24 protein-coding genes, 1 tRNA gene and 1 pseudogene are annotated in these 21946 nt (G+C 68.2%); 16 read left to right on the forward strand and 10 right to left on the reverse strand.

All coding sequences use genetic code 11. The features are described from left to right. Positions 1–135 precede the first annotated feature (135 nt). The 4 genes from pstS (at position 136) to pstB (ending at position 4198) form a co-directional block, all read left to right on the forward strand. Entirely contained in the window at positions 136–1236 is a 1101-nt protein-coding gene (gene pstS / locus QNO21_RS10680; RefSeq protein ID WP_257517921.1) for a phosphate ABC transporter substrate-binding protein PstS, read from the forward strand. Positions 1237–1309: 73 nt separating this feature from the next. Then, positions 1310–2266 carry a phosphate ABC transporter permease subunit PstC gene (pstC, locus tag QNO21_RS10685; protein WP_257517922.1) on the forward strand — a complete coding sequence of 319 codons (957 nt, stop codon included), beginning with the start codon at positions 1310–1312 and terminating at the stop codon, positions 2264–2266. After that, complete coding sequence (pstA, locus tag QNO21_RS10690; protein WP_257517923.1) at positions 2266–3378, forward strand: phosphate ABC transporter permease PstA; 1113 nt, start codon at positions 2266–2268, stop codon at positions 3376–3378. The genes pstC and pstA overlap by 1 nt, the downstream gene beginning before the upstream one ends. Positions 3379–3418: 40 nt before the next feature. After that, positions 3419–4198 (forward strand): phosphate ABC transporter ATP-binding protein PstB, encoded by a 780-nt coding sequence (pstB, locus tag QNO21_RS10695; protein ID WP_257516453.1) that lies wholly within the window; start codon positions 3419–3421, stop codon positions 4196–4198. Positions 4199–4232: 34 nt separating this feature from the next. Here the strand turns inward: pstB and QNO21_RS10700 are convergent, their stop codons facing one another. From QNO21_RS10700 to QNO21_RS10720, 5 genes are all read right to left on the reverse strand, one after another. After that, on the reverse strand, positions 4233–5117 hold the full coding sequence (locus tag QNO21_RS10700) for an aminotransferase class IV (RefSeq protein ID WP_257517924.1): 885 nt from the start codon (positions 5115–5117) through the stop codon (positions 4233–4235). Positions 5118–5622: 505 nt separating this feature from the next. Beyond that, positions 5623–6264 (reverse strand): DNA-directed RNA polymerase subunit beta, encoded by a 642-nt coding sequence (locus tag QNO21_RS10705; protein WP_257517925.1) that lies wholly within the window; start codon positions 6262–6264, stop codon positions 5623–5625. Between the two features lie 47 nt (positions 6265–6311). After that, entirely contained in the window at positions 6312–7547 is a 1236-nt protein-coding gene (locus tag QNO21_RS10710; protein ID WP_257517926.1) for an anti-sigma factor, read from the reverse strand. Next, positions 7544–8143 carry an ECF RNA polymerase sigma factor SigK gene (sigK, locus tag QNO21_RS10715; protein WP_257517927.1) on the reverse strand — a complete coding sequence of 200 codons (600 nt, stop codon included), beginning with the start codon at positions 8141–8143 and terminating at the stop codon, positions 7544–7546. The genes QNO21_RS10710 and sigK overlap by 4 nt, the downstream gene beginning before the upstream one ends. Before the next feature lie 35 nt (positions 8144–8178). Then, positions 8179–9897, reverse strand: a complete 1719-nt coding sequence (locus QNO21_RS10720) for a cytochrome c biogenesis protein CcdA (RefSeq protein WP_257517928.1) — start codon at positions 9895–9897, stop codon at positions 8179–8181. A 129-nt stretch (positions 9898–10026) separates the two neighbouring features. On the opposite strand from QNO21_RS10720, the gene QNO21_RS10725 reads away from it, so the two are divergent. The 5 genes from QNO21_RS10725 (at position 10027) to QNO21_RS10745 (ending at position 13240) form a co-directional block, all read left to right on the forward strand. After that, positions 10027–10680, forward strand: coding sequence for a fasciclin domain-containing protein (locus QNO21_RS10725; protein ID WP_257517929.1), 654 nt, complete (start codon positions 10027–10029; stop codon positions 10678–10680). 188 nt (positions 10681–10868) lie between these two features. Continuing rightward, positions 10869–12338, forward strand: a complete 1470-nt coding sequence (locus QNO21_RS10730) for a serine/threonine-protein kinase (protein ID WP_257517930.1) — start codon at positions 10869–10871, stop codon at positions 12336–12338. Between the two features lie 23 nt (positions 12339–12361). Next, positions 12362–12434 (forward strand) — tRNA-Lys (locus tag QNO21_RS10735). A 105-nt stretch (positions 12435–12539) separates the two neighbouring features. Then, positions 12540–12944, forward strand: a complete 405-nt coding sequence (locus QNO21_RS10740) for a VOC family protein (protein WP_257516744.1) — start codon at positions 12540–12542, stop codon at positions 12942–12944. Further along, complete coding sequence (locus QNO21_RS10745; protein WP_257517931.1) at positions 12941–13240, forward strand: winged helix-turn-helix transcriptional regulator; 300 nt, start codon at positions 12941–12943, stop codon at positions 13238–13240. Before QNO21_RS10740 ends, QNO21_RS10745 begins: the two co-directional genes overlap by 4 nt. A 261-nt stretch (positions 13241–13501) precedes the next feature. Here the strand turns inward: QNO21_RS10745 and QNO21_RS10750 are convergent, their stop codons facing one another. Beyond that, positions 13502–14170, reverse strand: a complete 669-nt coding sequence (locus QNO21_RS10750; protein ID WP_257517932.1) for a VOC family protein — start codon at positions 14168–14170, stop codon at positions 13502–13504. 225 nt (positions 14171–14395) lie between these two features. Between QNO21_RS10750 and QNO21_RS10755 the strand changes: the two genes are divergently transcribed. Then, positions 14396–15106 carry a hypothetical protein gene (locus QNO21_RS10755; protein ID WP_257517933.1) on the forward strand — a complete coding sequence of 237 codons (711 nt, stop codon included), beginning with the start codon at positions 14396–14398 and terminating at the stop codon, positions 15104–15106. Between the two features lie 171 nt (positions 15107–15277). On the opposite strand, the gene QNO21_RS10760 is transcribed toward QNO21_RS10755, so the two are convergent. Beyond that, entirely contained in the window at positions 15278–16348 is a 1071-nt protein-coding gene (locus tag QNO21_RS10760) for a serine hydrolase domain-containing protein (protein WP_257516339.1), read from the reverse strand. Between the two features lie 643 nt (positions 16349–16991). Here QNO21_RS10760 and QNO21_RS10765 point away from each other — a divergent pair. Further along, on the forward strand, positions 16992–17741 hold the full coding sequence (locus QNO21_RS10765; RefSeq protein WP_257516340.1) for a hypothetical protein: 750 nt from the start codon (positions 16992–16994) through the stop codon (positions 17739–17741). 35 nt (positions 17742–17776) lie between these two features. On the opposite strand, the gene QNO21_RS10770 is transcribed toward QNO21_RS10765, so the two are convergent. After that, positions 17777–18184, reverse strand: coding sequence for a hypothetical protein (locus QNO21_RS10770; RefSeq protein WP_257516341.1), 408 nt, complete (start codon positions 18182–18184; stop codon positions 17777–17779). Positions 18185–18320: 136 nt separating this feature from the next. Between QNO21_RS10770 and QNO21_RS10775 the strand changes: the two genes are divergently transcribed. The 3 genes from QNO21_RS10775 to QNO21_RS10785 all read left to right on the forward strand — a co-directional run bounded on the left by QNO21_RS10775 (position 18321) and on the right by QNO21_RS10785 (position 19988). After that, positions 18321–18548 (forward strand): hypothetical protein, encoded by a 228-nt coding sequence (locus QNO21_RS10775; protein WP_257516342.1) that lies wholly within the window; start codon positions 18321–18323, stop codon positions 18546–18548. Between the two features lie 149 nt (positions 18549–18697). Beyond that, positions 18698–19390, forward strand: coding sequence for a hypothetical protein (locus QNO21_RS10780; protein WP_257516343.1), 693 nt, complete (start codon positions 18698–18700; stop codon positions 19388–19390). Between the two features lie 205 nt (positions 19391–19595). Further along, positions 19596–19988, forward strand: coding sequence for a hypothetical protein (locus QNO21_RS10785; protein ID WP_257517934.1), 393 nt, complete (start codon positions 19596–19598; stop codon positions 19986–19988). Positions 19989–20143: 155 nt separating this feature from the next. Here the strand turns inward: QNO21_RS10785 and QNO21_RS15400 are convergent, their stop codons facing one another. Together QNO21_RS15400 and QNO21_RS10790 are read right to left on the reverse strand one after the other, a co-directional pair. Then, the gene (locus tag QNO21_RS15400) at positions 20144–20272 is read right to left on the reverse strand and encodes a tautomerase family protein (RefSeq protein WP_350338831.1); all 129 of its coding nucleotides are present in this window, start codon (positions 20270–20272) and stop codon (positions 20144–20146) included. Between the two features lie 3 nt (positions 20273–20275). Beyond that, entirely contained in the window at positions 20276–20539 is a 264-nt protein-coding gene (locus QNO21_RS10790; protein ID WP_257517935.1) for a tautomerase family protein, read from the reverse strand. A gap of 173 nt (positions 20540–20712) precedes the next feature. On the opposite strand from QNO21_RS10790, the gene QNO21_RS10795 reads away from it, so the two are divergent. Both QNO21_RS10795 and QNO21_RS10800 read left to right on the forward strand, forming a co-directional pair. Continuing rightward, on the forward strand, positions 20713–21177 hold the full coding sequence (locus tag QNO21_RS10795) for a GNAT family N-acetyltransferase (RefSeq protein ID WP_257516859.1): 465 nt from the start codon (positions 20713–20715) through the stop codon (positions 21175–21177). A gap of 70 nt (positions 21178–21247) precedes the next feature. Beyond that, positions 21248–21598, forward strand: a pseudogene (locus tag QNO21_RS10800) (recombinase family protein); the annotation flags it as partial. Positions 21599–21946 lie beyond the last annotated feature (348 nt).

A 21946-nucleotide genomic window follows, 5' to 3' on the forward strand; every position in this document is an offset into this window, starting at 1 on the left:
CGCCGGCGAGTGAGTATTCGTGCTCGCGGGGGCTGTTCACCTTTCGTTCACTTGGAAAGCGCACTCTCGTAACAGTCGCTCTCTACCGTCGCGGCGGGTTCCGTACGCGGGCCCGCCCGACACCGAAGGATCACAGTGAAGCTCCCCCGTTTCGCCCAGATCGGCGCGCTGACCGCCGTGGCCGCCCTGACCCTCACCAGCTGCGCGGTCAACGAACGCAACCTCGGAGCCGTCAGCGACAGCGATCTGTCCGGCGACATCGCCGGCGCCGGCGCTTCGTCGCAGGAGGTCGCCGTGCAGGCGTGGACCGCGGGCTTCCAGACCGCCAACCCCGGCGTCGAGGTCACCTACGACTCCGCCGGCTCGGGCGCCGGCCGCGAGTCGTTCCAGGCAGGCGCCGTCGCGTTCGCCGGCTCAGACCGCGCCTTCACGACCGAGGAGCTCGAAGGCACCTTCGCCGGCTGCACCGAGGGTTCCGACATCCTGCAGCTGCCGACCTACATCTCCCCCATCGCGGTTGTCTTCAACGTGGCCGGCGTCGACTCCCTCGACCTGGATGCCACCACCCTCGCGGGCCTGTTCTCGGGCAAGATCGCGGACTGGAACGACCCGGCCATCGCCGCGCTCAACCCCGATGTCACGCTTCCCGACCTGCCCGTGACCGTCGTACACCGCGCCGACGACTCCGGCACGACCGAGAACTTCACCGACTACCTCTACCAGGCCGCCCCCGCCGAGTGGACCTGGGAGCCCGACGGCGTCTGGCCCGCCACCGGCGCCGCGAACGAAGCGGGTCAGGGCACCTCGGGCGTCATCTCCTCGGTCACCGCCGGCAACGGCACCATCGGCTACGCCGACGCCTCGCGCGCCAGCGAAGAGGGGCTGTCGACGGCCGCGATCAAGGTCGGGGACGAGTTCGTCACGTACTCCCCCGAGGCCGCCGCGGCCGCCGTCGACGCCTCGGAGTTCGAGGAGAACCGCCCCGACGGTGACCTCGCCGTCGCGCTTGACCGTACGACGGATGCCGCCGGGGTCTACCCCATCGTGCTGATCAGCTACATGATCGCGTGCGCGGAGTACAAGAACGCCCCCGCCCCCGTCGTCAAGGGCTTCCTCGAGTACGTTGCGAGCCCCGAGGGACAGGATGCCGCTGCGGCCAGCGCCGGCAACGCGCCCATCTCCGACGCGCTGCGCGACCAGATCAACGACGCCATCGACCTCATCGTCACCGAGTGACCGCCTTCTTCCCGGCCCCGGCGCGTCCGGGGCCGGGCAGCACCCCGCTCTCCGCACCCGAGAACAGGACCCCATGACCACCACCACCGCCCCGGCCGACCAGGCCACGACCGGCAAGCCTCCGCAGCGCGCGGGCGACCGCTGGTTCTCGGGCGCCGCGCTCTTCGCCGGATCCATGATCCTCGCGACGCTGGCCGCGGTCGCGATCTTCCTCATCGTGCAGTCCATCCCCGGTCTGACGGCCACCAGCGAAAATGCCTCGCTGCTGACGACCAACTTCTGGGACTACGTCTGGCCGCTGGCGTTCGGCACCGTGTGGGCGTCGTTCCTCGCGCTGGTCATCGCGGTGCCGCTGTCGGTGTCGGTGGCCCTCTTCATCTCGCACTACGCCCCCCGCCGGCTGGCGGCGGCCCTCGGCTATGTCGTCGACCTGCTCGCCGCGGTGCCGTCGGTCGTCTACGGCCTCTGGGGCATCCTCGTGCTCGCCCCCACCGTGCAGCCGGTCTACGACTGGCTCGTCACCAACGCGGGCTGGTTCCCCCTCTTCGCCGGCCCGGTCTCGCAGACCGGACGCACCATCTTCACCGCCGCGATCGTGCTCGCCGTCATGATCGTTCCGATCATCACCGCGATCTGCCGCGAGATCTTCCTGCAGACCCCGCGTCTGCACGAAGAGGCAGCGCTGGCCCTGGGCGCGACCCGCTGGGAGATGATCCGCATGGCCGTCTTCCCGTTCGGTCGCTCCGGCATCGTCTCGGCATCCATGCTCGGTCTCGGCCGCGCGCTCGGCGAGACGATGGCCGTGGCGATGGTCCTCTCGGCCACGGGCGTGGTGACCTTCCGCCTGTTCACCCCGTCGAACCCCAGCACCATCCCCGCCAACATCGCCCTCACCTTCCCCGAGTCGTACGGCACCAACGTCAATGTGCTCATCGCGACCGGCCTGATCCTCTTCGTGGTCACGTTCGCCGTCAACGCGCTGGCGCGCTGGGTCGTCAACCGCCGCAAGGAATTCTCGGGGGCCAACTGATGACCGTCACCACTTCCCCCGCTCCCTCGCCGGCGCCGTCCCCGGCACCGGCGCCCGCCTCGCTGCGCCTGACCAGCGGCCGCCTGCCGCGCTGGGCGCCCTGGGCGATGCTCGCCGGATCCGCCGCCGGCGTCGCACTGCTGTTCGCCGTCATCGCCCTCGCGGGCGACTCCGACTTCAACGTCGCCGGCTGGGCAATCGTCTCGGCACTGGTGTACCTCGCACTCAGCACCACGATCTCGACCGTCATCGAGGGCGCTCGAAAGGGCAAGGACCGCCTGGTCACCGGCGTGGTGACGGCGGCTTTCCTCGTCGCGATGGTGCCGCTGGTGTCGGTGGCGATCACGGTGGTCACCAACGGCGTGGCCGGACTGTCTGCGGAGTTCTTCACCCACTCGATGCGCAACGTCGTCGGCGAGGGCGGCGGCGCGCTGCACGCCATCGTGGGCACACTCCTGATCACCCTCGCGGCGGCGGCCATCTCGATTCCGATCGGCCTGTTCACCGCGATCTACCTCATCGAGTACGGCGCCGGAAAGCGTCTCGCCCGGGGCATCACGTTCCTCGTGGACGTCATGACCGGCATCCCCTCGATCGTCGCCGGCCTGTTCGCGTTCGCCCTCTTCGCACTGTTCTTCGGTCCGGGCGTACGGATGGGCATCATGGGCGCGGTGGCGCTGTCGGTGCTGATGATCCCGGTCGTCGTCCGCTCGACCGAGGAGATGCTGCGCCTCGTCCCCAACGAACTGCGCGAGGCGGCCTACGCGCTGGGCGTGCCGAAGTGGCTGACCATCGTCAAGGTGGTGCTCCCCACCTCCATCGCGGGAATCACGACCGGCATCATGCTGTCGATCTCCCGCGTGATCGGCGAGACTGCACCGCTGCTCATCACCGCCGGCATGGCGACGTCGATGAACTACAACCTCTTCGAAGGCCGCATGGCGTCGCTGCCGGTGTTCGTCTACACGCAGTACATGAACCAGGGCATCCCGGGTTCGGCGTACGTCGACCGCGCCTGGGCGGGCGCCCTCGTGCTGATCGTCGCCGTGATGGCGCTTAACCTGCTCGCGCGCCTCATCGCGCGGGTGTTCGCCCCCAAGACGAGCCGCTGACGCGGCATCCCCCGATTCTTCCGACCTGAAGGAACCCCAGTTGTCCAAGAGCATCGAAGTCAACGACCTGAACGTGTACTACGGCGACTTCCTCGCCGTCGAGGGCGTCTCGCTCGAGATCGAGCCGCGCAGCGTCACGGCCTTCATCGGCCCGTCCGGCTGCGGCAAGTCGACGTTCCTGCGCACCCTCAACCGCATGCACGAGGTGATCCCCGGGGCGCGCGTCGAGGGGAAGGTGCTGCTCGACGGCGACGACCTCTACGGCCCGAGCGTCGACCCGGTGCTCGTGCGCCGGCAGGTGGGCATGGTCTTCCAGCGCCCCAACCCGTTCCCCACGATGTCGATCAAGGAGAACGTACTGGCCGGGGTGAAGCTCAACAACAAGCGCATCTCGAAGTCCGACGCCGACGACCTCGTCGAGAAGTCGCTCCGCGGCGCGAACCTCTGGAACGAGGTCAAGGACCGTCTCGACCGTCCCGGCTCGGGCCTGTCGGGCGGGCAGCAGCAGCGTCTGTGCATCGCACGGGCGATCGCGGTGTCGCCGCAGGTGCTGCTGATGGACGAGCCCTGCTCGGCGCTGGACCCCATCTCGACGTACGCGATCGAGGAGCTCATCGACGAGCTGAAGTCGGACTACACGATCGTGATCGTCACGCACAACATGCAGCAGGCATCGCGTGTGTCCGACAAGACCGCGTTCTTCAACATCGCGGGCACCGGCAAGCCGGGCAAGCTCATCGAGTACGACGACACCACGACCATCTTCACCACGCCGTCGCAGAAGGCCACCGAGGACTACGTCTCGGGCCGCTTCGGCTGAGCCTTCCGGGGGCGGCGCGGGTATTGCCGGGGTCTCAGTCGCGCGGGCTCAGCAGATAGCGATTGGCGGATGCCGTCAGCTCGGCGTCCACCGCGAGCGGGGTGCCGTCGACCGCGGTGATGGGCGCGGCCAGTCGCACGCTCGACACCAGCCACGCGGCATCCGCCGTCGCGAGCTGATCGAGGGGAATCGTCTCGTACGCGGTGACGAACCCCTGCTGCTCGAGGTGCGCGAAGAGGCTGAGCTGGGTCGTCCCCTGCAGAATGCCGCCGTTCGCCGCGGGGGTCACGAACGTGTCGCCGCGGCGAATGATGAGCGAGGCCGTGGGCGCTTCGAGCACGAACCCGTCGGACGTGACGAAGACGGCATCGTCGGCGCGGCGGCGCTTGGCCTCGCGGATCGCGGCCATGTTCACCGCGTACGAGAGGGTCTTCGCGCCCAGCAGCAGCCACGGCGCGCGTGAAGGCACGTCGATGGCGTAGCCGCGGTCCAGGGTGACGACGCGCACGCCGTCACGGCGGATGGCCGTGAAATCGGATGCCGCTGCGGCCGTGACCCACGCGGTCGGGGCAGGCCCGTGCTCGACACCGCGGCTGAGGATGAGCTTGATCACCGACTCCCCCGGACCGCAGGCGACCGCGACCTCGGCGATCGCCTGGCGCCACTGCGAGAGGTTCGGGGCGGGCAGATCGCAGATGCGGGCCGAGTGGGCGAGCCGCTCGAGGTGGGCGGTGACCTCTTGCGGATGCCGGTCGACCACGCCGATCGACTCGAAGATGCCGTCGCCGCGCTGCGTGCTGAGCTCACCCACGCTGAGCGCCGGCGCAGCCGGGTCGATGGCCGTGAACGTGGCCGCGAAGTCGTCGCGGGGGTCGTCTGCGGCGGCGGGGTCGATCATGAGCGCGGAATACCAGGCCATGGGGCGAGCCTACGCGCCGGGATGGCGGCGGAGGGGGCGTGCGCGCGGTGTGCGCGGGGTTTGCGTGGTTTGCGTGCCCACAGCAGGAATTCCGGGGAATGCCCGCGCGGCGGTCTCGGTTACACTTGACCAGCCGGGCCGCAGTAACCCCGGGCTCCATCTTTCGCCGCCATGAGCGGCCTCGCGCCGAGAGGCGTTCTGCGGCCCGGCACTTTCTTTGGGTCGGGCCCGGCGTCTGCGGCTTTCCCGCCGCCCCTGGGGTCCGCCGCGCCGCGCGCTTCCGCGCTTCGTGGCATCCGCCGTCCGTGCAGCCCCCAGCGTCCCGCCGCCGCCGCCGTGAGACGGTGCCCCGCAGTGAGACGAATTCTGGCGGCCGAGACCATGGGTATTTCCCACTGTCTCGTCCGCCAGGTTTCGTCTCACCGGCAGGGGTGGTCCCGGGCGGGCTGCGCGCCGCGGCGCGGGCGGCCGGGCGGCGCGCGGCGCGGGCCGGGCCGGCCACGGGTCAGGTCAGCGAGTCGCGGCGCCAGAGCGCGGCGCAGGAAGTCAGGTCGCCGGCGTAGGTCGACAGCCGCAGGGCACGCGTGGTCAGGGCGCTCGCCCGGTCGGACTCGGTGCCCTCGTAATCGTCGGCCAGGTGCGTCGCACCGCTGGCCTGCACGCGGCAGAAGGCCGCGGCCCGCTCCAGCGCGACTGCGAAGTCGCCCGTGAACAGGCCCCGCAGGATCGTGTCCACGAGGGTCACCAGCTCCTCCGGCCCGGCCGGCGTGGGCGCCCCCGCCACCACGGGGTCGACGGTGGTGCTCGCCAGCCGGCCGCGGTCGTAGAGCAGCGCCGCCGTGTGGGGGTCGTCGTGGATCATCAGCTGCAGCAGGTACAGCCGCCACAGCGCGCCCGGCAGCGATCGTGCGGGCGACTGCGACCACAGTTCAGCGATGTCGTGGATGCCGTGGCGATCGGTGAACCCGATGAGCCGCTCCACGACATCGGCGTCCTGCTGTTCACGCACCCGGGTCAGCAGGGCGTGGGCGGTCGCGTGTGCGACGCGCGACACTTCGGCAGGATCCTCCGCCGCGAACCGCCGATCGAAGGTCTCCGAGGGCCGCCTCACAGGCTTGTGGAACGGGTTCCCGGCGTCTTCGGTCATCACTACAGGGTACCGCCCGGCCCGGGAACCGAGCCTGGTCGCCCGGCTCAGGCCGTCGGCACGGCGACGATGGGATCGCTCGTCGGCACGCCCTCGGGCGCACCCCCGGCCGGCTCCACCGTGATCGCGATCACGTCGCCCGGCTGCACTTCGCCGTCGATCACCGTCGTGGCCTGGCTGCCTGCCTCGGGCAGGAAGGTACCCGCGGACAGCGGCTCATCGTCGCGGATGACCCACATCTCGAACGTCTCGTCTTCGGGGATGGACGGCAGCCCCTCCGACACCAGCACCGCTTCGCCGCGCTCCGCGGACCAGTAGGCCGTCGCGGTCAGGCCGCCATCCATCACCACGGTGGCGGACCTCGCGTCAGGGGCGTCTTTGATCTCGTCGAGCGCGACCACCGAGGCCGGTCGGTTCAGCCAGGTGTGCACGACACCGGCTCCGAACCCGACGCCCGCGAGCAGGGTCAGGGAGGCGGCGAGCGCAATGAGCCCGCGCGTCCACCGGCGACGCATCGTCGCCTGCACCGCCGTCGTGGTCGGCGGCTCGTCCACGCCCTGGGAACTGGATGCCGGTTGCACAGGCGCCGACGACGTGTCGACCGTCGCCCATCTGAAGAGCCCGGTCATGGTGGTCGGCGTGGTGTCGGTGTCGGTGCTTGCCGGCGCCTCCGCGGTCTCGGACACCTGCGTCGCATCCCCGCCGTCGAGGCTGTCCTCGTGCGTGTCCTGTCCGGCGCGCGCTTCTCCCACGACCTGCGTCGCGTCGGTGTCCGTCGCACCGTCATCGGCTGCGCCGGCATCCGCCGCATCGGCGTTCAGCACGTCGCCGTCGCCCAAGCCCGTAGCGGCGGCACCGGGTGGGCTCGCAGGCGCCGCAGCGGGCGCTGCCGGCGGGTCCGCAGCCGCCACAGCCGCCGTCGCGGCCGGGCCCCCAGCGCCGGCCGCCGGCGGCTCCCCAGCCGCCAGCCCCCCAGCCCCAGCCGTCGCGTTCCCAGCCGTCGCGTCCCCGGCCGTTGCGTCCCCAACCCCCGCACCCGCCGGCGCCCCCTGCTCCCGCGCAAGGGCGGCGACGCGCACCAGAAGCATCGACCGCGCCGTCAGCGGCGGCGCAACGGGCGCCACGCCTTCGGCGAGGGCTGCGGCGGTGGCGGCATCCGCTCGCACCACGTGCTCCCACTCCGGGTGGGCGGCGAGCGCCTCCCAGTACTGCGCCTCATCTTCGTGCGACAGCGCGTTCAGGGCATGACCGGCGGCGAGCTCGGCGAATTCCTGCTCGGTCATGCGGTCACCCCCATCGCGGCGCGCAGGCGCGACAGTCCGTCGCGCATCCGGGTCTTGACCGTTCCGAGGGGCGCACCCACCAGCACGGCGATCTCGCTCTGGCTGTAGCCGCCGTAGTAGGCCAAGACGATCGCTTCACGCTGGGCGACGGGGAGGGTCGACAGCGCACTGGCCACCTTCTGCCCCTCCACCTTCAGCTCCACTTGGTCGGCGACGTCGTCGTGTGCGACGTCGAGGTCACGCAGGCCCGCTCTGCGGTCGCGGTCGGCGCTGGACTGCGAGGCCCGCACCCGGTCCACCGCGCGGCGGTGGGCCATGGTCAGGACCCACGATCTTCCCTGCCCCTTGTTCGGAGCGAACCGCCCGGCGGATTGCCACACCTCCAGGAACACTTCCTGCAGCACCTCTTCGCTCTGCGCCCGGTCGACCAGCACGCGGACGATCAAGCCGAACACTCGCGGCGACAGCATGTCGTACAGGCGGGCGAAGGCGCCCTGGTCCCCGGCGGCAACACGAACGAGGAGGTCGGCGGCGTGGTCGTGCGCCGGTCCGTCCTCCGGCACATCCACGCCGTCGATGACCATCCAGTCCAGCATGCACTAATCCCCTCGTCCGCGCCCGGTTCCGCCCGTCACCCGAAGGTGAAGGAATAGGCCTGCACGCCGGCCGGCACGGAGATCTCGATGACGCCGTCGCGGGGCTCGCCGGCCTCGACGAGCGGGTACGACCGCGGGGTGCCGCCGACATCGAGGGTCGACGCCGGTTCGCCGTCGACGTGCACCTGCACCTGTCCCTCCCCGGCCAGCACCATCCGCACCTCGCCGCCTGTGAAGCGCAGGCGGATGCCGCCCTCGTCGCCGACCGGCGTGACGAACTGGGTCTGCACATCCCACTCCCCCTCGAGCGCGAACGAGTCCTCGGGCTGATCGTCGGGGTACGCGAACGCGCGAACACCGGCGCGGTAGCGCTCCTCCCCGCCGTAGTTGACGTCCTTGCCCGAGCCCAGGAACGTCTCGGGCGTCGTCGCCCCTGCCTCGGGGGTGAGGTCGGCGACGTCGGTGGCCTGCGGCAGCGTGGCAGCCGCATCGGCGTCTTGCAGCAGCTCGCGGATCATCGCCTCGGTGGCGGCGTAGTTGCCCTCACCGAAGGAGATGTGGCGCACGGTGCCCTCGGCGTCGATCAGGTAGTGGGCGGGCCAGAAGCGGTTGCGGTAGTTGGTCCACGTCGACAGGGAGTTGTCGAGGGCCACCGGGTACTCGATCCCGAAGTCCGCCGTGCCGGCGGCGACGTTGGCGGCATCCTTCTCGAAGGCGTACTCCGGCGAATGGATGCCGATGACCTGAAGCCCCGCATCGCGGTAGGCGTCGTCCCAGGCGACGACGTGCGGAATGGACCGCTGGCAGTTGATGCACGAGTACGCCCAGAAGTCGATGAGCACCACCTGGCCACGCAGATCCGCCAGGTCGATGCCGGCGCCCTCTGGCGTGTTCAGCCACGCCTCGATCCCCCGGATGCCGGGGGCGGTGCCGCACGACTCCAGCTCGGTCGCGCCGTTGGTGCAGTTGTCGAGCTCGCGGTTCTCGTCGGTGACGATGCCGCCGAGGTTCAGGGCGCGCGCGGCATCCTCGTTCTCGGTGAGGTCCCGCTGCAGGTCGGCGGTGTAGTCGGGCACGAGCCGCTGCAGCAGTTGCGGCACGTTGAAGACGAGGCCCACGGCGAGGGCGAGCATGGCGACGCCGGCGGCGATGCGCAGTCCCCGCTCGCGGGTGCGGAACGCGCGGATCCGCTCGATGAGACCGCGCCCGGCGAGCGCGAAGGCCAGCAGGGGCAGGGCGACGCCGATGGCGAAGGATGCCGTGAGCGCGACGGTGTCCACGCCGATCTGTCCGGTCGCGCCGGCGACGATGATCGCCGCCAACACGGGTCCCGCACACGGCACGAACACGGCGCCGAGCGCGAGCCCCACCGCGAAGCCGCTCCCCCTGTTGGCGACTTCGCGGCGGGGCAGCCATTGGAACGGCTTCTCGAGCAGCTGCTCGACCCGAGGAACCAGCAATCCGACACCGATGAGCACGAGCACCGCGATGCCCACCCAGCGAATGACGTCCTGCGGCAGGTTCAGCGCCCCGAGCAGCAGCGAGCCGGCGAGGGTGACGAGGGTGAAGCTCGTCACCAGCCCCGCGATGACGAGGTAGGGGCGGCTGCGGCGGGCGGGGATGACCGTGGCATCCCCCTCGAAGCGCGCGGACTGCGCGCCTCCGGTGAGGAAGATGACCGGCAGCACCGGGAGGATGCACGGCGAGATGCCGGTGATGAGACCCCCGAGCAGGCCGATGACGATGAGCTCCATGGGTCCCCGTTTCTGTCGGGGGTTCTTCGTGCCGGCGGATGGATCGGATTGTTTCCCATCCGATCGGGCGACCGCTCCGAAGAGGTGTCATGGCCGCAGTCCTGGCGGCTTCCAAAACCGGAGGACATCATGCTCAGCAGCAAGAAGAAGATCACCGCAGCTCTGACTCTCACGCTGGCGAGTGCGTTCGCGCTCTCGGCATGCACGATGGGGAGCGACACGGCCACCGACGACCCGACCGAAGAGGTCGTCGAAGAGGAGATGGTCGAGGAGACGATGGACCCCAGCGCCATGCTGGTCGGCGCCGGCTGCGAGGCCTACGCCGAGGAGGTCCCCGACGGGGCCGGCTCGATCCAGGGCATGTCGCAGGAGCCCGTCGCGATCGCGGCATCCAACAACCCGCTTCTGACGACGCTGACCGCGGCGATCAGCGGCGAGCTCAACCCCGACGTCAACCTCGTCGAGACGCTCAACGACGGCGAGTACACCGTGTTCGCACCGGTGGACGAGGCCTTCGCGAAGATCGATCCCGCGACGATCGAAACCCTCAAGACCGACAGTGACCTGCTCACGTCGATCCTGACCTACCACGTCGTCGAGGGTCAGGTCGACCCCGAGGACATCGCGGGAATGCACACCACCCTGCAGGGCGAAGACGTGGAGGTGACCGGCTCGGGCGACGAGTGGATGGTCAACGACGCGATGGTCATCTGCGGTGGCGTACAGACCGCCAATGCCACCGTCTACCTCATCGACACGGTCCTGATGCCTCCGGCACAGTGAGTCGAACGGGCCGCGGCGGGGAATCCGCGGTCCGTGGTAGGCGGTGAGGCCGCCCGCGCTGCGATGGCGCCGGCGGCCCTCTCACGTTTCGTGCGGTTCGTCAAGCTTTCACGGGCAAAAGCCGCATTCGTTAGCGTCGTCAAAGATCGGAGCGCGGGCTGGGCCGCTGCCGATCGGCTGGGAGGGCCATGATCGACGCGCGTGTCACCGAGATCGCCGAGGGCACGGTGCTGGAGCGCCGGTACCAGCTGCGTGAGCTGATCGGCGCAGGGGGCGCCGGCAGGGTGTTCCGCGGCGACGACCTGCACCTGCAGCGGCAGATCGCCGTGAAGGTCATGCACCCTCACGCCGACGACCTCGCATCAGTGGATCGCGCGCGGGCCGAGATGCTGCTGCTCGCCTCTCTCAACCACCCCTGCCTCGTCACGCTCTTCGATGCCCGCATCGGTCACGCCGACGACGACGTGAACTACCTGGTCATGGAGTACGTGCCCGGGCTCACGCTGAGCGAGCGCCTCAGGCAGGGCGAGATGGATGCCAGGGAGCTCGCGGGCATCGCGCTCGACATCGCCGAAGGGCTGCACGTCGCCCACGCCTCGGGCATCGTGCACCGCGACATCAAGCCCTCGAACGTGCTGCTGTGGCGCTCTCCGCTCGCGAACGGACGCTGGCGCGCGAAGGTCGCCGACTTCGGCATCGCCTACCTGCAGAACACCACCCGCGCCACCGCCCCGGGGCTCGTGATCGGCACGGCCGCCTACCTCGCGCCGGAGCAGGCGCGCGGAGCGGCGGCGACCCCCGCCGCCGACATCTACGCCCTCGGCATCCTGCTCATCGAGGCCATCACCGGGCAGCGTCCGTTCGGCGACGCCTCGGGCATCGGAGCCATCACCGCGCGCCTCATCGACCCGCCCGCGATCCCCGCGTCGCTGCCCGCCCCGTGGCGCGAGCTGCTGCAGGCGATGACCTCCATGCGCCCCGAGGACCGCCCCAGTGCCCTCGAGGTGGCTGTCGCGGCCGCGCGGCTGACCGTACCGGATGCCATCGCCTACGACACCGCGACGCCCGTGGCGCCGGTGGCTCACCCGGCCCCGATGACGCGGCGCTCGCTCGCGGCTGCAGCTGCAGCCGCAGCGACCGCTCCCCTGCAGATGCCTACCGTGTCTGCGCCCCGGTCGGCGTCGACGGCCGTGTCGGCCCGTATCACTGACACGACGATTCCTGAGGTTCCCGGGCTGACCTCGGTCGTTCGCCCCGCTCCCCGGTACCCGCGCCGCGTGTACGCCGCCGCCGCCACGGTCGGGGTGCTGGCGGTGCTGTCGGTGTCGGCGTTCTCCGCCGTGATCGGCGCGAGTGTCTCTCAGGACCCCGCCCCGGTGGTGCAGGAGGAACCGGCCCCGGTGGAGCCGCCGGTTGTGTTGACCGAGCCCGAGGTGGTGCCCGAGGAGCCGGCGCCGGCCGTCGTGACTGACGAGGTCGAGGCGCCCGCGCCGGAACCGATCGTCGTGACGCCCGTGGACGCGCCGGCGGAGAAGCCTGGCAACGCCGGCGGCCCCGGTGCGGAGAACCCGAACAAGGGCCCGGGCAACAACAACGGCAACGGGAACGGCAACCGCGGACCCGGCAACAACAACGGGAACGGAAACGGGAACCGCTGACGGCCTACTAGGCTGGAACACGAGGGCCTCTAGCTCAGTCGGTAGAGCATCGGACTTTTAATCCGCGGGTCGTGGGTTCGAGCCCCACGGGGCCCACTTCATTCGCATGATCGTGCGCACAAACCTCCCGAGGCAGGCGCGTGCATCGCCGCGCACAGAGGGGTCTTGACAGAGCACTTCGATTTTGAAAGTGTCTGCCGCATGAGCCTCTTCATCACCTGCCCGGTCGAGAGCGTCCAGCGGTCGACCGACTTCTACACGGCACTCGGCTGGACGCTCAATGCGGACATGTCCGATCACAACGTGTCCTGCTTCGCCATCGCGCCCGAGCAGTACGTCATGCTCGGCAGCCGCGAGATGTACGCGAACGTCGGCGCAACCGAGGAACTGATCGGCGCTCCCGACACCCCCTCGAAGGTCACGGTCTCGTTCGACCTCGGCAGCAAGGAGGCGGTCGATGATCTGATCGAGCGCGCGGCCGCCGCCGGCGGGCGCGTCGGGGACACCGACGACTACCCCTTCATGTATCAGCGTCAGTTCGATGACCCCGACGGGTACCACTACTCGCCGTTCTGGATGAAGCCGGAAAACGATCAGACCGCGTGAGCGACCTCGCCGCGGCACTGGACATCGTCGGGGGGCGATGGGCCCTCCTCATCGTGGAACGGCTGCTCGACGGACCGCAGCGTTACGGCGATCTTCAGCGCGACCTGGGAGTGCCGGCGAGCGTGCTGGCGACACGGCTTCGCGAACTCGAAGCCGCCGGCGTGCTGTCGCGTCTGCCGCTCCGCCACAACACCCGCGCCTATGCCTTGACGGATCGCGGGCTCGCCTTGCGCGAGGCGATCACCGCCCTCGGACGGTGGGCGCAGAGCGCGGGTCTGGATGTGAAGGGCCCCTAGCCCCGTCGGTAGAGCGTCGGACTTTTAGCCCGCGGGTCGTGGCTTCGAGCCCCACGGGGCCGAGGATGCCGTCAGGATGCTCGACATCGCATGGGGTCCGCTCGTTGAGAATTCGTGCGGGCGGGTGTTCTGCAACGCGACTGCCGTGACGCCCATAGTTGACGGCCCCCGATACGAACGCGCCCGATCGAGGACCGGCAATCGGTCGCATAATTAGTTTCGAAGTCCCGCGCCCTCTATCTGGTTGCGCCGCTGTGGACTTTATGCGGCTTGCTCTGGGCTGGCGGGTTCCGCGCCGTCTGGCCAGGCTGCCAGGCACACCTTGTTTCCCGACCGGTCGGCGAGGATCCATCCGCTGGGCGCCTCGACGGATTCAACCACCCGGCCCCCCGCGGCCACTGCCGCGGCGACGCGAGCCTCGATGTGCTCCTTGGCCAGCGAGACGTCGATGTGCATGGCGTGAGTGAGGGGCTTTGAAGGGTCCAACTCCTGCATCCATACCGTTGATCCCTGACCGAGCGGATCGATGCAGTTGTCCTCGTGCAACGGCGCGTATCCCAGCACCGCTCGCCAGAACGGCAGATCGATCGCGTCGGGCATTGCTGCGACAGCGACCTGCACCTCCTGTACCCGGGCCGTGTCGGCGACCGCACCGTGGTCGCGGGCGATGGTCGAGATCTTCCTAGCCACATCAAGGTGCGACCGTTCGGTTCCCCACATCTCGCGAGTCAGCTTTACCGTGAGACGGTCCGAGACCGCTGTCAGCAACGTGCGCGGGCCGAGCCCTGGGATCTCCGCCACGGCCGCCGCCAGCCGCGCAGCCTCCTGGAGCGAGCCCACCTTGAACATGGCGGTCGGGCCACCATGAAGAATCACCCAGTCATCGACGCCTTCGCCGGTGAGGAACGCACGCCACCCGTCTTCGCTCATGGCGATCACCCTACGCGCGCGGCGCCGCGCGCGGGAGCGCGCCCGCGGGCAGACCGCCGTTCATCGACCGGCTTGCGCGCCGTGTGGTGCAGCCCCGAAGACCGTCGACGCCGCGGGGATAAACCAGCGCCCGAACGTCGCCGAGTCAGATCAGCGACTGTAGAGAATCCACGCATCGATCGTCGCCGTGGTGTTTGGGCGCAAACGTGGAGGAGACTCGGTCGCATGGGATCTGCTCGTTATGAGTTCGAGGGAGTCCTCGGTATGGACTCGCCGGACCCAATGGACGCACAGTGGGAACGCATCGCGCAGTGGCCGATCCCGGTGTTCGGGTTGGCTCCTCAGCCGACGATCGAGATGTTCGGCCCGTCCGAGATCGGCAGTGGATCGGACAGCGCCGGCTTGCGTGACGCGCAGGTCGGGTTGTCGTACATCGTGATCCGTAACCCCGCAGATCGGGCTGATCCTACCAACCTGGCAGATCTCGACGAAGAGGCCCTGCGCGCGCTGGACGAGGTCCCGCCTTGGCCGCGACCGAAATGGCTCATCGAACTGACCGACCGGCAGCGTTACCCCATGCTGTGGGAAGCCGTGAGGACCAGCTGGTACCGCGACCCAGCGGAACGGCCCTCCATCGCCGAAGCGCTCGTCGATCACACCGCCGAGGTGCTGAACACAAGCTTCCGGCCAGAACGAGGACTCGACGGCAGAGTCGGCAGCCTCCCCCCGGCACCCGACATCACCACCGCCGCCGTGCAACACGATGCCATCCTCCGGATCGACGGAATCGACCGCCCCGCGGTCCTGATCGACACAGATCCGCATGTCTTCGCCGTCGGAACCGAACTCGACGGCTCTGCCCTAGTCACTGTCGTCCTAACCCGCGACGAACTCCCATTCATCCAAGTCGAACTGATAACTCACGCCAGCACCTAATCCGCGCGCTACGGGACCTGCTTGCGGGACACCGCGGACGGACTGCGGTAGCGCGCCGCTGGGATTTCGAGACTTCCTCGTCCAGGCGCACCATCACAGTCGCCACCGCAATCGCGCCGACTCAGATCGTCCTCGCCCTCCCCTGAGCATAGGCGGCGGGTCTGTGACGGCTCAGTGATCCGTTCGCTCGGTGAACCATGTTTCTACGAGTTCGTCGCCAATACCGGCCATGTCGATCCCGTCCTGATTGCACGACACGGCGGCCGCGGTGTGCCGGTCCGCGCTGACCCCGAACGCGGTGTAGTGACCTGCTCCCGCTCCATCGTGTTCGAGTACGCCATCCGGGGAAACGAGGAGACCCGGCCCGTAGGTATATCCGTCGTCCACAGGCGCCCCGTTGCTCATGGCATCTGCCAGCGTCTCCGCGCTCACAAGCGACGGTTCACGCAGCTCATCGCCCCAACGGACCAGATCCGAGAGCGTCATCGTGACGAAGCCCGGTCCAGTCAGCACCCACGGCCATGCCTCCACCTCGCTGAACTCGGCGCCCACATCCTTATAACCCCTGGGATCAGAGGGAACTGGCGGCCCGATCCTGGCCTCCAGATCCAACGGCGCGAACACATTCGTCTCCATCCACGCCGCGAACTCCGTGCCGGTGACCTCGGCGACGATGTCCGCCAGCAGCGCGTAGTTCGTGTTCGAGTAGTCGAACTCGCCGGGGGTGCCGAGATGGGCAAGGGGACTGGTTCTCACGAACTCGAGGGCGTCGGCGTTCCTCAGCGGCGGCGTGCCGAAGTTGCTCAAGGACATTGACAGCACGTCGTTGATTCCCGAGGTGTGGTGCATCAGGTCGTTGACGGTCAGATCTTCCGCCCATGCCGGCAGCCCGTCCAGGTAGACGGCAGGCGACTCGTCCAGAGACAGGTCACCTCGATCAGCGAGCATGAGCACCGCCATCGCCGTGAACTGCTTCCCCACCGAGCCGATGTGAATCGGGGTGGACGTCTCGAACTCTGCGCCCGTATCGACGTTCGCGAGCCCGCGCGCCTCAGCCCACACGACGTCACCGTCGACGGCGACGGCGGCGGAGCACCCCGGCTCGTCGTCCGAAACGCTCGCCTCGAGAATCGTCGTGCTCGCCGTGCGCTTGGCTTCGACGGGGTCAGCAGCGCAACCACACATCGCGGCGAGCCCAACGACAAGGATGGCGACACGCGCTACACGGGACAGCCGCCACATTGCCGCCTCCGGGGTGACAAAACCCTCTCGGTGGTCCGCTACGGCAGTCGAGGGCTATTAGGCCGGCGTGGCGGGCAACGCGGTCTCACCCGTCGAGTCCGGCGTGCCGACTCTCGGTACCGACGCGGTGCTGGCTTCAGAATGCCCGACTTTCACCAGTGCCACCAGACCGGTGATCCGCGGCCGCCGCAGGGTTCCACTATCTCCGGTCGGCGTGCGGGCCGACGGACTCGCCGGCCCGCTGGAGGACCGATCTCGGGGCAGGCGGTGGCGGGTGCAGAGTTGCCCTGCCGTGGCAGTTCGATGTGGGGTCTGGCAGTCTCATCTGATGCACGTCACTCCGAGCGGATGGTCAGAGGTCGTCGTCGGGGCTGTGCGCATCGTTGTCAGCGTGGACGGTCCCTACGCGGTTGTACGCCGACCGGGGTCACGCGACGTCGTCGTCTCGTGGCCGGACCTCGATGTGGGGCCCCGCGCTACATCGTGCACAGTGCTGGGTGCACCGACGGGGGCGTGGGTGTTCTACCGTCCTCTGGCTGCGGAGGATCCTGCGCTTCCGGAAGGAACGGCCGCGGCCGTGCACGTAGATGTCGATGGTCATGTGACGCGCTTCACTGGTCTGACTGAGCAACCGCCACTCGGCGTGACCCGCCACGGGCTCTGGCTCACCTCGGAGAGGTTTCCCGCCCCGGAGAACGAAGCCGCGTGGCACGGCGAGCACGACGCCGCCGTGCTCAGCCCGGACGGGACTGCTCGGGCATTCACGATCGACCGTCGGATCGCGTTCGCCATTGATGACAGCGGCCGGTCGCGGCTTATCGTCTACACCGGTGCGCCCGCCGCGACCCGAGGCCGATTCGGCGGGACGACCTACACGTACCGGTACGTTGGCGTCCCACTCGCCGACGGGCTTGTGGTCGTCAACCGCCTCGCGGACCTCGAGACCGAGCCGTTCGACGAGCACGAGCTTCTCGAGGCCATGACGAGCATGGCACCGCAGCCGCCCGATGAACCACCGGTTGATCCGAACATTCCTTGGAAGATGGTCAGGCTCTCCGAGGACGCCAAGAACTCGGCCGTCCGCAGTGTCCTCCGCGAGTTCGATCACCTCGCGAATTACTGGCACGCTCCCGACGGCCGCACGTCCCCGCTCTCACCCGGCCTCAGCAATCCGCGCGTCGAGGCCGTCGATGAGTGGCCGACAACCCACGTCGCGGTGTCCTTCACGCATCCCCACTATCCAGAGGGGCGCCTCCGCCGAAGCATCCACGTCTTCGACGACGCCGGACGCATCCGCCCGGCCATGTATGCGGCCATCCACCTCATGGAGGACTTGGAAACGATGGCGCTCCCCGACACGAGCAGCGCGCGAGACGGCATCCTCGAGATCTAACGCGAGGGACGCCCGGTAGAGGACCGGCTTTCGCGCTACCTGCCCACGGTCTGCCAGACGGCGTACTCGTCGTATTCGTTGTCGGCGATGCACACGGATGGGACATCCGTGAGGTTCAGGTACCCACCGCCGCCCGAGATCTCGTCGCCAGCGCGGAGCGACGCCAACCCCGGGACAGCGACCTCGGTGCCATCGTTGCTGAGTCGAGTGCCGAACGGGAACTGAAGCGGGTACGTGACTCCGCCCGACGACACGGCGAAGCACCCCGCGTCGGTGATCCTCAGGGTCCCCGAGATCAGCGCATCCATGGCAGCGCCCGGACTGCTTCCAGCCACCATGGCAGTGACTCCTTGAGCCTGTTGAACTCCACGCTCACCCGAGCACCCGACGACGAACAGCGAGAGCGTCGCCATGCCGATGGCGGCGGGCACGATGCGTTTCACGAGTGGAGTCTTGCACGCCGCCGCGGAACGGTTGCCGCCCGTCACTGTGTACTTCGCCGTGTTGGCCAGTTCGAGGGGGTCCGTCGCGCTGGAGGACCGGGTTTCGGTCGACTCCATCCGGTGCGATGGTGGCCGCATGGAGATCATCGAGTGGTGGCCGAAGCTGGACTCCGACGCCAAAGCGTGGCTCATCGCCCACAACGGCGAAGCAGTGTCGCCGGAGGTGATGCGCAAGATCGCGGCGGCCGGCGGCTCCGTGACCTCAAGCGCGTGGTGGGTCGGCGAGTCAGGACCCGATGGCTTCTTTCTCTCGGACGAAGCAGTCGACTGGATCGAGGCCGCTGCTAATGACGAACCCGACTGATTCGCGCGCGGCGGAGGACCGGCAAGCGGTCGGTGGGCATGACGGGTTCAGGTCCCGTCCCTGCGACGCATATCCGTGTGCTCTACGCACGGACGTGAAGGCTCCACCAGATCTGGCGCGGTGTTGGAATCCGCGGTCATGATGGCGTCATGCATATCGCCGGAGTTCTCCCTGAGGATGCGCCCGACCCGCGGCTTGAGCGTGAGCAGTTGGTGAAGTCGATGCCAATCCCGATCGTCGAGCTCACTCCGCAGGCCGCTGTGAAGTTCGCCGACTTCAGCGTGGAGACGGCGGGCAGTGGCGAGGGCGGGGTTGAGGAGATGTCAGTGACCGTCTCCGCGACGCTGTGGCGCAACCCGATCGATAAGTCCGATCCGGCGAATCTCGCTGACCTTGATGACGGCACTCTCCGATCGGTTGAAGAGGCGCCGCCATGGCCGCGCCCGGCATGGCTCATCGAGTACATCGAGCGCATGCGATACCCGATGCTGTGGGAGGCGGTTCGGACGACATGGCAACGCGAAGATTCCGAGTACAGCGCGCTCGATGCCCGGTTGGTGCACCACGCGAACTACATCCTCGTTAACCAGTTTCGCGAAGAACTCGGGCTCGGCCTGCATGACTGGGATTCACCAGCGCTCACGTCCGAGCGCGTGATTCGTCGTGGCGTCGACGTCGCCATCGATGGGGTGGTCTTCTCAGGAGCGGAGATCGACACCGATCCGTTTGTCTACGCGGTCGGTGCGAAGCTACCTAGTGGTGGCACGTTGACCGCGGTCGTCCCCCGTGAGCACCTGCCGTACCTCACCCTTGAGTTTGTCCAGCGCCGAACCCACTGGTAACTCAAACCGCCCGCTGACGGACCGGCTTGCGGGGAGCCGCGGGCTCAGCTTCGTCCTGGACCGCGGTCGACGGGAGAACCGCCTTGGTTCACTCTTCTTTGCGCGGGCGAATCTCATTCGCACAGCTAAGAAACATGGCCGTGGAGGGTCGCGACAGCGCGGGAAACTCGTGATCTTCGGCTGGTAGGCATGTACATTTCGGCGTATGAGCTCACGACGCTTCGTGGCACCGGGCCTGGTCGCGACCGTCTTCCTGTTGACAGCCTGCTCGCCTCCGGCCGAGTTTGCGCGGGAGCAGACTGCAGCGGATCGACCAGATTCTGTCGTCGACGGGTCCGCCGACAGGATCGACGTCGGGACTCTTCGATACGTCGGAAACGCGGATGACTTCGACGTCTATCTCGCGCGCGCATCTGACAACAGCGAGACGCTGTGCCTTTCGCTCGTTCTCGATGACGTTTGGCAAAGCACAGATTGCGGGCGCGACTCTGTATCCGTCCGGATCAGCGACAGCGCTAGTGTCGCGGCCGAGATCGACCACCGTGGCGGGGAAGGTCGGGAGATGATCTCGGAAAACGTCTGGGTTGCCCGAAAATAGGTACAACGCAGCGGACGCTGGTGTGCTCGGGTAGCGACCGGCTAGTGGGCGAGAAGCCACGAATCTGGGAGGCACGTTCGAGGGTCAGCGAAGATAGCGCCCGTCTGGATTTCCGGCAGAGACCTGTACGCGAGCGCGAGGGATGCTTGGCGAGATCAGACGTTCACGGTGAAGCCGAGGTCGACGTCGCTAGCGGCGTGCCCGCCGCCGACGCCCCAGTTTTCGAGAGCGATCTCGTGAAGGATGGTCGACACATGATCGCGGGGAATGCCTAGCGGCTCCAAACCCTAGACGATCGCTCGATAGAGTCGCCGCTTGGCGGTCAGGCTTCGACCGGCGAAACAGTCGATCGAGATGATGGTCCGGTACTCCGGATGTGCGAGCTCAGGCGCGCACATGAATCGCTCTGGTTCGTGGACGACCAGACGCACGTTGCGGTCCTCGGCCGGGATCTCGAACGCGCGAACGAGCGCTGCGTGGACGGCGTTCATGATGGCAAGCTCTTGGTCGGCTGCGTACTGACGGCGGACTTCGATGATGACGGCGGGCATCGCACCATTATCTCCACGCCGTTCGGCCACGTCACGGGTGGGCCCCGGACTAGTCGACTCATCGTGGGTGGCGCTCATCTGCCTCCCCCCTCCACCTCTACACAACCTCCACGCAACGCGCGCAAGTGGACCCACTTGCGAACCCTCTATCCCTCAGTGAGTCTCGTCGGGTGATGGACGTGGTGGTTCGCGACGGCACTCCGGATGACGCCCCGAGTCTGGCGGTACTGAAGCTCGCATGGGCGAACCGTCATCACGCGACCGTTGAAGAAAGTCAATCTTTCGCCCGAGACCTCGCCTCGTGGATGGCGTCACAGGGTGATTCACTGCTGACGCGGGTAGCGGAGCACCGTGGCGATCTTGTCGGCATGGCGTGGCTCGTCGTCTTCGACCGAGTCCCGGACTTCAGCGATAGGAATCGAAGAACCGGCGACGTGCAAAGCGTCTTCGTCAACCCCGAGTTCCGGCGTCGAGGAATCGGGCATGCGTTGGTGAGCTCGCTCGTCGATGCGGCCGACCGGCGAGGAATTCCGCGGATCACCGTCAGTTCGAACGATGCTGCGACGCGACTCTACCTGGGGACAGGTTTCGAAGCATCGCCGCGGCTCCTCGAACGCCGACTCAACCAGGAACGCTGATGGACCCTCATCGTGTGGCGTCAGTAGCGCGGCAGGACGCTGGGCCTATGGATGGAATACAGATTGGAAGATTGGATACGCCAGGGTCTCGACCACGGATCAGGACCTCACCGCTCAACGCGACGCACTGCTGCGTTTGGGCGTTCAGGACGCGCACATCTACGTCGACCATGGCATGACCGGCGCGAATCGCGCCCGACCGGGATTGCGGGAGGCGCTTGCCGCGGTGCGAAGCGGAGACACCCTCGTCGTAACGAAACTCGACCGGCTCGCCCGGTCGCTGCGAGATGCGCGCGAGATCGCGGATGAGTTGACGTCGAAAGGCGTCGCACTCAGCCTCGCCGGGAACCGATACGATCCCACCGATCCCGTTGGTCGACTGCTGTTCAACGTGCTCGCCATGGTGGCGCGCGGACGCGCCCGTCACGCGGTGGGTCAGTCCACCTTCTTCAACGGACTAGTTAGTCCCGGTGGACCGGGAGACGTCGCTCGTCTGCGAGCTGCCGGGAATATGACAACATCCCGTGCGTGATCGCGAGCCGAATCACCATGTAGATGAGCAGCAGGTTGATGATCAGCCCCAAGAGACCAGCCGATATCACCAGGATCCAGTAGTGCGACTGAGAAGGGTCGAGAGGCATGCCTTCAACGTAGTGGCGGCGGCGATCCGTCCCGCTCGCGCCGCGTCGGTGAGGCGTAACTGCGGCCTTGAGCCAGAAAGCCCGCATGCGGATCCACCGACGCGCGTGAGCTAGTGAACCGGCGATGG

This window comes from Microbacterium sp. zg-Y818 (assembly GCF_030246905.1).
In the GTDB taxonomy this organism is placed as follows: domain Bacteria; phylum Actinomycetota; class Actinomycetes; order Actinomycetales; family Microbacteriaceae; genus Microbacterium.